This window comes from Pedobacter sp. UYP1 (assembly GCF_040547305.1).
Classification (GTDB): domain Bacteria; phylum Bacteroidota; class Bacteroidia; order Sphingobacteriales; family Sphingobacteriaceae; genus Pedobacter.
Map to the genome: position 1 here is coordinate 1 of NZ_JBEPPL010000018.1, position 12,773 is coordinate 12,773.

General features: G+C 37.3%; 15 protein-coding genes. 10 read left to right on the plus strand and 5 right to left on the minus strand.

Translation table 11 applies throughout. The features are described 5' to 3' along the window. Positions 1–22: 22 nt before the first annotated feature. Together ABIB30_RS24160 and ABIB30_RS24165 are read right to left on the minus strand one after the other, a co-directional pair. On the minus strand, positions 23–307 hold the full coding sequence (locus ABIB30_RS24160) for a hypothetical protein (RefSeq protein ID WP_354305603.1): 285 nt from the start codon (positions 305–307) through the stop codon (positions 23–25). Between the two features lie 29 nt (positions 308–336). Next, positions 337–885 (minus strand): DUF6266 family protein, encoded by a 549-nt coding sequence (locus ABIB30_RS24165; RefSeq protein ID WP_354305604.1) that lies wholly within the window; start codon positions 883–885, stop codon positions 337–339. A 420-nt stretch (positions 886–1,305) separates the two neighbouring features. On the opposite strand from ABIB30_RS24165, the gene ABIB30_RS24170 reads away from it, so the two are divergent. Beyond that, positions 1,306–1,803, plus strand: a complete 498-nt coding sequence (locus ABIB30_RS24170) for a hypothetical protein (RefSeq protein ID WP_354305605.1) — start codon at positions 1,306–1,308, stop codon at positions 1,801–1,803. Positions 1,804–1,875: 72 nt separating this feature from the next. Here the strand turns inward: ABIB30_RS24170 and ABIB30_RS24175 are convergent, their stop codons facing one another. After that, positions 1,876–3,090 carry a S41 family peptidase gene (locus tag ABIB30_RS24175; RefSeq protein ID WP_354305606.1) on the minus strand — a complete coding sequence of 405 codons (1,215 nt, stop codon included), beginning with the start codon at positions 3,088–3,090 and terminating at the stop codon, positions 1,876–1,878. A gap of 33 nt (positions 3,091–3,123) precedes the next feature. Then, on the minus strand, positions 3,124–3,849 hold the full coding sequence (locus tag ABIB30_RS24180; RefSeq protein WP_354305607.1) for a porin family protein: 726 nt from the start codon (positions 3,847–3,849) through the stop codon (positions 3,124–3,126). 499 nt (positions 3,850–4,348) lie between these two features. Between ABIB30_RS24180 and ABIB30_RS24185 the strand changes: the two genes are divergently transcribed. The 9 genes from ABIB30_RS24185 (at position 4,349) to ABIB30_RS24225 (ending at position 11,839) form a co-directional block, all read left to right on the plus strand. Beyond that, a complete protein-coding gene (locus ABIB30_RS24185) occupies positions 4,349–4,867 on the plus strand; it encodes a T9SS type A sorting domain-containing protein (RefSeq protein WP_354305608.1) in 519 nt (172 codons plus the stop codon). Positions 4,868–4,995: 128 nt separating this feature from the next. Next, positions 4,996–5,607 (plus strand): fumarylacetoacetate hydrolase family protein, encoded by a 612-nt coding sequence (locus ABIB30_RS24190; RefSeq protein WP_068403117.1) that lies wholly within the window; start codon positions 4,996–4,998, stop codon positions 5,605–5,607. Positions 5,608–5,612: 5 nt separating this feature from the next. Then, a complete protein-coding gene (locus ABIB30_RS24195) occupies positions 5,613–7,334 on the plus strand; it encodes a M23 family metallopeptidase (RefSeq protein WP_354305609.1) in 1,722 nt (573 codons plus the stop codon). A 2-nt stretch (positions 7,335–7,336) separates the two neighbouring features. After that, entirely contained in the window at positions 7,337–7,801 is a 465-nt protein-coding gene (bcp, locus tag ABIB30_RS24200) for a thioredoxin-dependent thiol peroxidase (RefSeq protein ID WP_354305610.1), read from the plus strand. A 212-nt stretch (positions 7,802–8,013) separates the two neighbouring features. Next, positions 8,014–8,859 carry a transketolase gene (locus ABIB30_RS24205; RefSeq protein ID WP_068403123.1) on the plus strand — a complete coding sequence of 282 codons (846 nt, stop codon included), beginning with the start codon at positions 8,014–8,016 and terminating at the stop codon, positions 8,857–8,859. A 152-nt stretch (positions 8,860–9,011) separates the two neighbouring features. Then, positions 9,012–9,968, plus strand: a complete 957-nt coding sequence (locus ABIB30_RS24210; protein WP_183865789.1) for a transketolase family protein — start codon at positions 9,012–9,014, stop codon at positions 9,966–9,968. 3 nt (positions 9,969–9,971) lie between these two features. Then, positions 9,972–10,532, plus strand: coding sequence for an RNA polymerase sigma factor (locus tag ABIB30_RS24215; RefSeq protein ID WP_354305611.1), 561 nt, complete (start codon positions 9,972–9,974; stop codon positions 10,530–10,532). Between the two features lie 85 nt (positions 10,533–10,617). Further along, entirely contained in the window at positions 10,618–11,385 is a 768-nt protein-coding gene (locus ABIB30_RS24220) for a hypothetical protein (protein WP_354305612.1), read from the plus strand. 10 nt (positions 11,386–11,395) lie between these two features. Further along, a complete protein-coding gene (locus ABIB30_RS24225) occupies positions 11,396–11,839 on the plus strand; it encodes a hypothetical protein (RefSeq protein WP_354305613.1) in 444 nt (147 codons plus the stop codon). Here the strand turns inward: ABIB30_RS24225 and ABIB30_RS24230 are convergent, their stop codons facing one another. Then, positions 11,840–12,760, minus strand: a complete 921-nt coding sequence (locus tag ABIB30_RS24230) for a DUF58 domain-containing protein (RefSeq protein ID WP_354305614.1) — start codon at positions 12,758–12,760, stop codon at positions 11,840–11,842. Positions 12,761–12,773: the final 13 nt, after the last annotated feature.

Below are 12,773 nucleotides of genomic sequence, written 5' to 3' on the forward strand. Positions count from 1 at the left end.
AAAAGGAATAATCCCAGCTTTTTTATATAATTGTATGATCTTTTAAGTGGCACGGTTTGACCGAAATCACTGGCATCATCACTCCGAAATACCCATGAAAACTGAAATGTACTTCAGACCGGAACATACGCATAAATTCACCTGCTATCCTGAACTTTGCTTGTTGCGAAAGCTGTAAATCCGTGGCCTTTTTAGCAGATGGCTTTGGTGTACTTTTACCAACATATTTATCCTTCCATTTAGAAATAACCAGTGCGCCGACCTTTCCGGTAAATACGCCTAATGAGCCTTGTTGTAAAATTGCCATAACTGAATTTAAATTGATATTGGTGAAATTTATATATGACCGCTGGAATTCATATAATTACCAGACAACCTGCCCAACATAAATACTGTTAGAAATACTCTTCCGGCTTTCAGGGTAAAGCTGGCATCCCATTTAAAAGTTAAACCTTTCTCAACTCTGTTTACCAGAATATTGCGTGTAAGCGGCATTTTACCCTGGCTGAATAAAACTTTTGTAAAATCTATTTGCTGATCAGGATAACTACCAGAGATTGCATTTAACCTATTGTAAGAGCTAGCTACAGTATAATAAGTTTGAAGGGTAAGTTTTCCTTCGAGCTCAAATCCAATAGTCAAAAACTCTTTAACAGGTTTTAGAAAAGCCGTTATCAATGCAGTTACCTGCCTGCTTCTCAAAACAGGCACTGTGGGTTTGTCAATGCGCAAACCAATTAATCTGGTGACGAGCTTTCCTAAACGCATATAAGTTACTCTATTACCTGATCTGCCAGTAGGGCCTTCATTTGAGCCATTATCCAATATTTCAATAGTTATATTATTTACATAAATAATAAATTGATACACTAACAAGATAGACATTTAATTTGGTTGTAAGAGAAATATATTAAAACAAGATATTTGCCTGGTTTGAGTTACAGTATCAAACTGCTGGTCAACATAGCCAGTAACTAGCTTATAACGTGTGTTAAAAACATGCAGACCAATAACTGAATGTTCCAGAAATACATCTGCCACGGTGTAAATAGAAAGGAAAAACAAAGTGTTTACATTGATGTGGAATTTTTCAAACTGATAAATGATGTCTGCTATGTTTTCTGTAATTAGATTATATTGTCTAATAATATTTCAATAAGGATATTTATTACAATGTAAAAATCTATAAAAACAGCTTATCTGATACTATTAAGCATTTTTATTAGCTGTTCTGCCTTAACAGCAAATGCACAATCCAACCCTGCTTTTGATTCTTATTTATCTAACACTAATCTGAAATTTCAGATGCCTACAGGTTATAATCAAATAACTACAAAACAAAGTTTTTCTCCCACCTTACGCAAAATAATGAGTTTGATGTTTAGCGTTATTGAAAACAAACAAAAAGATATTGCAATTGGGATCATATTAATTCCGGTAAGAACAGCATTTGATAAAAATTTAAAAGGGATGTTTCCAAATATTGATGCAAATCAAAGCTACTTGAATATTGTAAAATACCAAGCTGATACTTCTACTTTTAAAGTTCAGCCACTTGAGGACCATGAATTAAAAAAGATAAATGCTGATGCAGGATTCAGATATCAATTAGATATGAATAGATTATTTCTACAAAAGTATAGCTTATGCAAGGTAATTATTATCCATAAAAAAGACATTGGCGATGCTGAAATCTGTTATTTCTATAACCCGGAGAATGAAGAATTAGTAAAGAAAGAAATGTCGGAAACTGCCAATATCCTAACGTTCCATGATATTAGTCAGTTTAAACCAACTATGTAAACTAATTAACTTTAAACAAAGCGAGGCTTGTTATTAGTGATAACAAGCCTCGCTTTGTTTAAACAGAATCTTTTACTGTGGAATCAAGCTGATCGCTTTCTCCAATTGCGGGTCAGTACCAGCATCTAACGCAGCTTTGTTATACTTTACCTCGATATCTGGCGGGAAACCAATTCCTTCATATAACTTTCCATCTACATAACGTAACGCAGTTGAAGAAGTATAAACCAAACTCAAGAACCCGGTTTTGAATTGACCACTGTTATAATAATCATTGTTATTTAACAACGGGCCATTACCGCCCCAGGTACGTTCGCCTACAAATTTCACATTTCCACCCGGCATCGCTTTTAAAGCCATAGTAGTCATCTCTGCCATACTCACCGAATTTAAATCAGCCAGTACAATAATCGGAGCTGTAAACAACTTCGCATCTTTTCCAGGATGAACTGTTGCAGGTATCCATGGTGAATAATCCAATCTTCCGTTTCCAATTTTTGAACGGGTAGCACCGATTGGAAATTCCTTATCCGTTAAACCGCCTACCAATAAATCCAAATCAGAAAGATAGCCACCGCCATTACTTCTCACATCAATAATTATCCCTTTCAAACCTTCCGGTTTTTTCACCTCATCAAAATAATATTGCAATGCTTTCTGTGCATTGTTAGGCGTTTGCAAATCCTTGATCACATTTAAACTGAATTCGTTAAAATGAAGATATAAGATATTGCCCTTAATTTTACCTGCAACAGCAAAGAACTGATCTGTAGCCGATAAATTGATAAATCCTTTCACATATCCCTTATCCAGGTATTTTGGAGGAATAGTACTGTAAAAAAAGTTAGGATTAATACTTCCGTGATAATCAGGGCTTTTTTGATGTCTGGCATCAGATGGGCTAATATAAGCTGCTGAATCCTGAACATAAGGACTATTGATTCTCAATGCATAATGGGAATCAATCAATGTCGAGGTCATCTCTTTAAAATAGGTATAGGATTTTCTGACATCTGTTGAATCATTGATATTCATTTTAGCAAAAATCGGTTGGTACTTACGGTAGATCTCATCCCAGTTCGTAGGATCAGTATCCCAAAAGATATAATTATTGTTCATTCCATTCCAGTAAGCCTCAAAAGCTTCACTGAAGCTGCCTTCAATATAACGTTTAGGATCGTTGATTTGAGGAGATTCTTTACGGCAGGAAGCCAATGCGCTCACCAGGCAGATACCCAGTATCAGCTGGAGCATATTTTTATATAAAAATAGATAGGTTGATTTCATAAGATTGTAATAATGATGAATAAATTGGAGCGGTTATTTGCCTAGACGGTACATACAACCCACTTGAATAACATAGGTATCATTGTAACGTGGAATCTGATTAAGCATGTAGTTTTTCTGCTGATCTGTCAATCCGCGGTAATACCTTCCTTCTGCGAAAAGCTCATACCTTGGCTTAAGCTGATAGCTTACACCTGTTCCCGCCAGCACACCTAATTCGATTCTGCGGTCGCGGCGGCTGTCAAAAGTAAACTTCTCATCGTAGCTGTAGCCAGGTTCACCATCCAGGATGCTTGGGGTTTGTGCACCATCAGGAAGCTCATATTCTTTAGCAAAAGTGTTGATCTGAGTTCCTTTGATACGGGATGAAGACCAGTAACCGGCATAACCACCCAGATTCAGGAAACCTTTCAGTTTCTGACCGCCAAATGTAAAATGTGCCATCAACGGAAGTTGAATGTAGCTGTTCTTGTTCGTGTGGTTAATTCCTTCGAAATAACTGCTGCGTACAATTTTGTAGCTCTTTTGAATGTACTGAGGGTCTGCTTGTATAGCAAACCAGTTGTTCAGGTCATATTTAACAGGTATTCCGATGTTAAATCCGTCAAGCGGCTCATACTTGGTAAAAGCCCTGAAGCCGATGTTGGTAATGATGTGGTTTTTATTGTAACCACCTTCCAGTCCGATAGAGAACTGGGCACGTGAAGTGAGCGTCCCGGCAATTATGCCCAGACCTAAGAGTAAACATTTTTTTTTCATAAGATTAGGTTTAGCAGATTTTAATCCCTCATCTCCCAGACCAGACAGACTTTTAAGTTCTATTTGGCTGGTAACTGGAAAGACGAATGCGCAATGATGTATAACAATAATCCAGCGTGCAACTTCATGTCATTTTAGCTTACTACTTTGTATAAAAAGGATACTATTCAGCCTTTTCTTCCAGGTGATCAGTCTGAATAAAAAGAAATATCTTTTTTAGCAACGTAATTTTGATGCAAATAATAATCAGGAATAGAAATTAACACTGGTATTTACAGTATTTCACAGCCATTTAAGGAATAAAACCTGGGCCCAATATATAAAATTTAACAATAACTTTAAAAATAAATCTATCCGATTAAATAACGGCTATTTTATCCAAAAAAAGCACTATCATTACGATTAAATAACGAACAACTGTTAAAATGTGTTAAATATTGTACTGAGTGCAAAAAGATTAATTATTGTGTAGAATTATTCATTACTTTTGTTGCAATAGATGAATATAAAAACTAAAACGGTCTCACTGATTTACATAATTTGCATTTTTTGCATCAGTGTTTGCTGTGGATCAACAGTTTTTGCCCAGCGTTCAGATAGTATCGGTACAAATACCAAATACAAAAGAATCGTCAGGACCCCTCAAATCAGAGGCGATGTTCCTTCTTACAAGCCAAGTTACCTGCCTGGTTCGTCTTTAAACCCTTATAACAGTCTTCTTTCGCATGGCAGATCGGGCAGCGGCAGACCAGATAAAATTCTTTCGGTACTTAAAGTCTATCCTAACCCGGTTGATGACCAGATTAATCTGACCATCCGTTTGGAACGGGAGTCTAATCTTTCTATTAAGATCATGGACTTGTTAGGCAATGAAGTTGTAACCTTATCTAATGAGCGCCTGTCTGCAGGGGAGCAAACTAAAACATTTACCATTCCTAACCGGTTGAACAGCGGGATATATTTCCTGCGTTTTGTTGCTGGCTCAGAGACTGTCGTGAAACGTATTTCTATTCTATAAGCTGGAATACCCGTTTAAACTCAGCTAATTTACTGCATCAATCTTTTTTTTACCGGATATAATTTACTTTTACGCATCATGCTAACTGCATGTGAAGATAACAGACGTTTTTTATATACCTGAACAGAATGAAGATAATTGCTATTGGCCGTAACTACGCTGCACACGCTAAAGAATTAAATAACCCTCTCCCATCAAGTCCTGTGATCTTTATGAAGCCGGAAACAGCTGTACTTAAAGACAATAAACCTTTTTATATTCCTGAATTTTCTTCGGATGTACATTATGAACTGGAAGTTGTTTTGAAAATCAATAAAGAAGGAAAACATATTGCAGAGAAATTCGCAGCGAATTATTATGATGAAATTGGTTTAGGTATTGATTTCACAGCGCGCGATCTTCAATCTGCATTGAAAGAAAAAGGATTACCCTGGGAACTGGCTAAAGCTTTCGACAATTCGGCTGCAGTAAGTCATTTTATCCAAAAAACTGAGCTTGCAGATATCAATGCGATACCGTTTGAACTGAAAGTAAATGGAGAAAGCCGTCAAAATGGAAATACAGAAAATATCCTGTTCTCTTTTGATAAAATTATAGCTTTCGTTTCTCAATACATCACGCTGAAAAAAGGAGATTTGATTTTCACAGGAACTCCTGAAGGTGTTGGCCAGGTTCATCCCGGCGACAAACTGGAAGCATGGATGGGCAAGGAACAATTTCTGAATTTCGACATAAAATAAGTTTAATGATTAAAAAAAGTATATTCCTGTTTGTTCTGGCTGTATTTGCAATCAGCACGCAGGCTCAACAAATTTTCAGTAACAATAAATATCCACTGGTAGATTTCCGTACGCCGCTTGATATCGTCCCTCCGGCATTGGCAGGTTCTTTTGGTGAGCTAAGAGGGAATCACTTCCACTCAGGTATAGATTTCCGCACCAATCAGCGTGAAGGCTATCCTGTTCATGCCATTGCTGATGGTTATGTTTCCAGAATGAGAGTTCAGAACAGTGGATTTGGCCAGGCTATATATCTGGTGCATCCAAATGGATATACTTCTGTTTATGGCCATATATCCCGTTTTGCACCTAAAATTGCAGAAGCGGTAAAAGCTTTACAATATCAGAAAAAGACTTTTGAACTGGACGAGTTTCCTGCGGCAGAATCATTTCCCGTACATAAAGGCGATGTGATCGCTTATTCAGGAAACAGAGGTAGCTCCGGAGGCCCGCACCTTCACTTTGAGATCAGGGATTCTAAAACAGAAAACACGATTAATCCACAGCTTTTCGGGATTCAGATTCCGGATAATATTCCACCGGTTATTTATGCTTTATACCTGTATAAGCTGAATAAGAAACCTTTTAATGAATATACACCTAAAACTTTTTTCCAGGTAACTGGTGGGGCAGGAAAGTATAGTTTAGGTAAAGCCGGACCATTGAATATCAGTGGTGAGGTTGGATTCGGAATTACTGCTACAGACAGACATAATGGAGCTTCAGGAATTAATGGCGTATATTCTATTGAGCTGGAAGTGGACGGAAAAACTGTTTTCACGTCTTCTTTAGAGAAGTTTGCTTTTGAAAATAGCAAAGCGATTAATTCGCATATTGATTATCCGGCTTTTATGACGACCAAAAGGAGTATTCAGAAAAGTTTTGCAGACCCGGGAAATCCTTTGCAGATCTATAGCAACCTGGTCAATAGTGGCCGGATTGAGTTTAAGGATCAGCAGGTCCATGAGCTGAAATATATTGTGACGGATGCGAAAGGCAATAAAAGTATTTTGCCATTTAGTGTAAAATCGGATGGACAGACAGTAATTTCGACACCGGACCAGCCAGATGGTATCCCTTTCTTTTATGCGAAAGAGAATGAGTTTGCAGCAGATGGTGTGAAAGTAGTTTTACCGAAAGGAACTTTATACAATGATTTCAATTTAGTTTATAAGGTTAAACCAGAGCCAGCCAGAGGTGCTTATTCTCCGGTTTATCAAATTCACAATAACCTGACTCCTTTGCATATTGGTTTTGATTTATGGATCAAGGCTGATCCCCGTTTAGGCGCCTTGAAAGATAAAGCCTTGATTGTCAGCGCTAGTGGTGCATCGCAAGGCGGAGTTTTTGAGAATGGTTACGTGAAGGCAACTCCTCGTAATTTCGGCAGTTTCTACATTGCTGTCGATACCATACCTCCAACAATTGTCCCGGTTAACATTGCCGATGGCAAAAACATGGCGGGCATAGCTAAAATGGTTTTCAAAATACGTGATAACCTTTCAGGTATTAAAAGCTTTAATGGCTATATTGATGGCAATTGGGTTTTGATGGAATTTGACACCAAAACTGCTACCTTATGGCATTCTTTTGATGAGCGCACTGCAGCTGGAAAACATCAGTTTAAATTGGTTGTGGAAGACATGAAAGGAAACAGTAAAACGTATTCAATTAATTTTATAAAATAATTATGAGTGAATTAAAAGAAGGTCAGAAAGCCCCTGAGTTTACCGCAGCGGATCAGGATGGAAATACAGTCTCTCTGGATCAGTTTACAGGTAAAAAAGTGGTTTTATATTTTTACCCGAAAGATGATACTCCTGGTTGTACAGCTGAGGCTTGTGATTTCAGGGATAATTACCAGGGATTAAAAGCGAAAGATATTGTAGTACTGGGTGTAAGTGTTGATGATGAAAAATCACATCAGAAATTCGCGGCTAAACATAGTCTTCCTTTTACCTTACTGGCTGATACCGATAAAAAAATTGTGGAAGCTTATGGTGTATGGGGCGAAAAGAACATGTATGGTAAAAAATATATGGGTACTAACCGGACAACTTTTGTAATTGATGAGCATGGTGTGATTGCACATATCATTAAAAAAGTTGATACTAAAAATTCAACTGCACAAATTCTTGAGTTATTAAATAATTAGGAAGCTGTTTTATTTTAAAAAGTTTCAAACGCTGTAAACGCATAATATCACATTTAAATGGTATTTCAGGGCTTTTACATTCAATAATAAATGATAGCAATAAACTATATTTGCTATCATTAGATAAACAATTTAAATGGAGCGGACAGGATTAAATAATATTTTAATCATCAAAGGCTCCATCTGACAAAAAGAAGACAATAAATAAATAGATGAAACATACAATCAATGAATTAGAGGACATTGTTTCTCAGGTACGAAGAGATATTGTAAGAATGGTACATGGCTGCCAGTCTGGACACCCGGGTGGATCACTTGGTTGCGCAGAGTTTTTGACAGCTTTATATTTTGAAACCATGAACCATTCCACAGATTTTAAAATGGATGGTGCAGGCGAAGATTTATTCTTCCTTTCTAATGGTCACATTTCTCCGGTATTTTATAGCGTGCTTGCCCGTTCTGGTTATTTCGAAGTTAGCGAACTGGCTACTTTCAGAAAATTAAACTCTCGTGTTCAGGGTCACCCGACTACACATGAAGGATTACCTGGTATCAGGATTGCTTCAGGATCTTTAGGTCAGGGTATGTCTGTTGCAATCGGCGCAGCTTTAACAAAAAAATTAAATAAGGATCATTCTTTAGTCTTCAGTTTACATGGAGATGGTGAGTTACAGGAAGGACAAAACTGGGAAGCCATTATGTTCGCTCCTCACAATAAAGTTGATAACCTGATCTCTACAATTGATTATAACGGACAACAAATTGATGGTCCTACGGAGAAAATACTATCGTTAGAGAACTTACAGACTAAATTCGAAGCTTTCGGATGGCATGTAATCACTTCTAATGGAAATAACATGGAAGATATTGTTAAAGCTTTGGAATATGCTAAATCACTTACTGGTAAAGGCAGACCAATCTTAAACTTAATGAGTACTCAAATGGGATATGGTGTAGATTTCATGGTAGGTTCACATAAATGGCATGGTACTGCGCCTAATGATGACCAACTTGCTTCTGCTTTAAGTCAGAACAAAGAAACATTAGGGGATTATTAATTCATAACCATTAAACTGCGTCCGTCCTGTTCAAGATAAAGGGGCGATAAAAAAGATATTATATAATGAAACCTGCATGAGCTTACGAATACCAATTTTTAGTCCATAAGCTCATGCAAGCTTCATGACCATTAAATAACAATAAGAGAATCATGAAAAAATATACATATTCAGAAAAAAAAGATACCCGTTCTGGTTTTGGTGCTGGTTTACATGAAGCTGGTCAGAAAAACCCGAATGTGGTTGCACTTTGTGCGGATCTGAAAGGTTCTTTGAAAATGGATGCTTTTGCGGATGAATTTCCTGAAAGATTTATCCAGATCGGAATTGCCGAAGCAAATATGATTGGAATTGCTGCAGGTATGACTATTGGTGGAAAGATCCCTTTTACAGGTACTTTTGCAAACTTTTCTACCGGAAGAGTTTATGACCAGATCAGACAGTCTGTTGCTTATTCTAACAAAAACGTTAAAATCTGTGCTTCTCATGCTGGTTTAACTTTAGGTGAAGATGGTGCAACTCACCAGATTCTTGAAGATATAGGTTTGATGAAAATGTTACCTGGAATGGTTGTGATCAATCCTTGTGATTATAATCAAACTAAAGCTGCTACTTTAGCTATCGCTGAGTATGAAGGCCCTGTTTATCTGCGTTTCGGCAGACCAAGTATTCCTGTATTTACTGATCCTGATCAAAAATTTGAAATCGGTAAAGCATGGATGGTCAACGAAGGTACTGATGTGACTATCGTTGCAACCGGACACATGGTGTGGAAAGCGATTGAAGCTGGTGAGCAGTTAGCTGCTTTAGGTATTGATGCAGAAATTATAAACATTCACACGATTAAACCGTTAGATGAAGAGGCAATCTTAAAGTCGCTTAAGAAAACAGGTTGCGTAGTGACTTGTGAAGAGCACAATAAATTTGGTGGATTAGGTGAAAGTGTTGCGCGCTTATTATCAACGGAACTTCCTTCTCCACAAGAATTTGTGGCTGTGAATGATAGTTTTGGCGAAAGCGGAACACCGGATCAATTGATGACCAAATATGGACTGGATACAATTAATATTGTTGAAGCAGCACAAAAAGTTATAAAAAGAAAAAAATAATCGATGAAGCAGGTTGAAGATGATGAAATAATAGCGAAGTTCTCTGTAGAGCGCACGCGCAATGAAGCCTTTAACCTGCTTATCACAAAATACCAGGAGAAAACTTACTGGCATATCCGCCGCCTTGTTATAGATCATGATGATGCGGATGATCTAGTCCAGGAAGTTTTTATCAAAGTCTGGAAAAATCTTTCCAAATTCAGGAGCGACTCTAAATTGTATACCTGGATTTACAGGATCGCAACAAATGATTGCATTACCTTTTTAAATAAGAAAAAACAGCGCAACAATATTCCGCTGGACGATGTTTCTGCTGAATTGTCTGAAAGTCTGGTGGCCTCTTCTTATTTCAATGGAGATAAAATCCAGATGAAGTTACAGCAGGCATTATTGACACTACCAGAGAAACAGCGGCTTATTTTTAATATGAAATACTACGACGAACTCAAGTATGAAGAAATTTCTGAGATTCTGGGAACGTCTGTAGGTGCGTTAAAAGCTTCCTTCCACATTGCTGTAAAGAAAATAGAAGTTTTTATGCTAAATGAAGACATTACCTTTTAAACCTTTTGTGATTTTAAGCATCCATATAGCAGGTAAATTCAGGAAGACCTGATGTTATCATCCTGCAATAGCTAAATTATTTACAATGAAACACGATATAGAAGACAATGAATGGAAACAAGAGGCACCTTATCTCGCCTCTCTTGAAAAAGGAAATCCGTTCAGCGTTCCACAGGAGTATTTGAGTACCTTACCTGAGTTGATTCATGGCGCAATTTACGCTGATGAGCTTAAGGAAGCTATTCCTATGTCCGGATTTATCGTACCTGATCAATATTTCAACGTTTTACAGGACTCTATTTTTGCCGAAGCAACAGGTAACGGTTTACAAGAACTCCCAAAAGCTGATGGTTTCCATACGCCTGATTTATATTTCCAGAAATTACAGGCTAATATCCTTGCAAAAACTGTAGCCTTAGCTGCCACAGCTAAAGACATTGAGCAGAATCAGCCTTCAGATTTTGCTGAAGCCGGCCTTTATGCTAAAACGATTAGTATCAGTCCATCTGCCAGACGCGGGCCCAGGTTAGTTCGTTTATGGCATAGTGATCTGGTTAAATACGCTTCAGCGGCTTGTTTTATCCTGGTAACTGCATTTGGGCTTTATTTGAATCAGCAAAATTTTAATGCGGAAAGCAAAAATGCTGATCTGGTTACTGAACAGGCATTATATGATATAAATGAACAGGATATTATTGATCATATCGAAGGAAATAATGTAGATGTATCAAATGATCATACTGCTGTATCCAACAAAAATTCCGCTATATCAAATGACAATACCGCCAATGCGGATCTGGAAACTTATATTCTAAACAATTATTCTCAAAGTGATCTGTCCTCAGCATTATAATTAAGATACCATGAAACACATACTTGCCATTGCCCTTTTATCGTGCCTTCCTTTTCTAGCTTCTGCACAAAGAGGTGAAGGAAAAAGTAAGGAAATAGAAGTCTATAAAAATACTTATCTCAAAGAAAAACTAGAGTTGACTCCGGAAGAGGCTAAAATATTCTGGCCAATTTATAATTCAATGCAAAGTGAGCAATCGGAATTACGTCAGGAGCGCAGAAAAAATATGATCAGCTTCAGAAAGAGTACGGAGATTGAAAACCTTTCAGATACAGAGGTAGAAAGTCTGATCAACAATGAGCTCAATTTTAAACAGAAGGATTTAAATATTGACCGCAAATATTATAATAAACTGAAAAGCAGCCTGCCAATCAAAACTGTGGGTAAATATTACCGTGCAGAACAGACTTTTAAAAGAGAGCTGTTAAGCAGATACAGAGAAGGTAAAAAGTAGTTAATTCATTTTTTGCCTTTTAATCAGATAGGCGGCTAATACGCTTGAAAAGCCTGCTGCTATATCAGCATCAATCAGGTCTATTTTATATTGTGCACATTTTAACGTCAGCATCTGCCGATAATCTCCATAAGATTTCAAATAAGCTTCTTTAACGGTAGCTGCATTTGCTTTAAGGAATTCTCCTGTTTCCAGATCTACAAATTGATAAGGTCTGTTCTCAAAATTAAAGTCTACTTCTTTAGCTTTATCACTTACATTGAAAATGATAACTTCATGCTTATTAAATTTCAAGTGCTGCAGCGCGGAGAATAAGTCTTCCTGATTGTTGTCTGCCTGGTTTATAGTTAAAAGATCAGTAAAAATAACAACCATAGAGCGCTTGTGAACTGATTCTGCTACTTGGTGTAAACAGGCGCTTAATTCTGTCCCTACGTTGAGCTTAGGGGCTTTCAACGCTTCTTCTAAGTGTGTAAATAAATACTTCTGGTGCATAGTTGTCGATCTTGCCGGGGTGTTTAAAACCAGCTGATCTGTAAACAGGCTTAACCCAAAGGCATCTCTCTGTTTTTTGAGGAGTTCAATCAGGGCGGCTACTGCTTGTACGGAAAAAGTAAGTTTAGTATAATCTCCTTGCGGAAAGTACATAGAGGAAGAAGTATCAATTACAAACTGGCAGCGCAGATTAGTTTCTTCTTCATATCTTTTGGTATAAAGCTTATCAGTTCTGGCAAATAACTTCCAGTCAATATTCCTGACATTATCCCCATTGTTATAGGCTCTGTGTTCAGCAAATTCAACAGAAAACCCATGAAATGGGCTTTTGTGCAATCCAGTAATAAATCCTTCTACAACCTGTTTAGCGAGTAACTCCAGGTTGCTGTTAAATTGATATTCCGACTGGTCTGTATGCATCCCCATTTTGTAAATTTAA

What these genes read in the sequence shown, in the direction of transcription:
- ABIB30_RS24185 (WP_354305608.1), top strand. Translation starts at nt 4,349, where the DNA reads ATGAATATAAAAACTAAAACGGTCTCACTGATTTACATAATTTGCATT.
- ABIB30_RS24220 (WP_354305612.1), top strand. Translation starts at nt 10,618, where the DNA reads ATGAAACACGATATAGAAGACAATGAATGGAAACAAGAGGCACCTTAT.
- ABIB30_RS24180 (WP_354305607.1), bottom strand. Translation starts at nt 3,849, where the DNA reads ATGAAAAAAAAATGTTTACTCTTAGGTCTGGGCATAATTGCCGGGACG.
- ABIB30_RS24195 (WP_354305609.1), top strand. Translation starts at nt 5,613, where the DNA reads ATGATTAAAAAAAGTATATTCCTGTTTGTTCTGGCTGTATTTGCAATC.
- bcp (WP_354305610.1), top strand. Translation starts at nt 7,337, where the DNA reads ATGAGTGAATTAAAAGAAGGTCAGAAAGCCCCTGAGTTTACCGCAGCG.
- ABIB30_RS24170 (WP_354305605.1), top strand. Translation starts at nt 1,306, where the DNA reads ATGCCTACAGGTTATAATCAAATAACTACAAAACAAAGTTTTTCTCCC.
- ABIB30_RS24165 (WP_354305604.1), bottom strand. Translation starts at nt 885, where the DNA reads ATGTCTATCTTGTTAGTGTATCAATTTATTATTTATGTAAATAATATA.
- ABIB30_RS24175 (WP_354305606.1), bottom strand. Translation starts at nt 3,090, where the DNA reads ATGAAATCAACCTATCTATTTTTATATAAAAATATGCTCCAGCTGATA.
- ABIB30_RS24225 (WP_354305613.1), top strand. Translation starts at nt 11,396, where the DNA reads ATGAAACACATACTTGCCATTGCCCTTTTATCGTGCCTTCCTTTTCTA.
- ABIB30_RS24230 (WP_354305614.1), bottom strand. Translation starts at nt 12,760, where the DNA reads ATGGGGATGCATACAGACCAGTCGGAATATCAATTTAACAGCAACCTG.
- ABIB30_RS24215 (WP_354305611.1), top strand. Translation starts at nt 9,972, where the DNA reads ATGAAGCAGGTTGAAGATGATGAAATAATAGCGAAGTTCTCTGTAGAG.
- ABIB30_RS24190 (WP_068403117.1), top strand. Translation starts at nt 4,996, where the DNA reads ATGAAGATAATTGCTATTGGCCGTAACTACGCTGCACACGCTAAAGAA.
- ABIB30_RS24205 (WP_068403123.1), top strand. Translation starts at nt 8,014, where the DNA reads ATGAAACATACAATCAATGAATTAGAGGACATTGTTTCTCAGGTACGA.
- ABIB30_RS24160 (WP_354305603.1), bottom strand. Translation starts at nt 307, where the DNA reads ATGGCAATTTTACAACAAGGCTCATTAGGCGTATTTACCGGAAAGGTC.
- ABIB30_RS24210 (WP_183865789.1), top strand. Translation starts at nt 9,012, where the DNA reads ATGAAAAAATATACATATTCAGAAAAAAAAGATACCCGTTCTGGTTTT.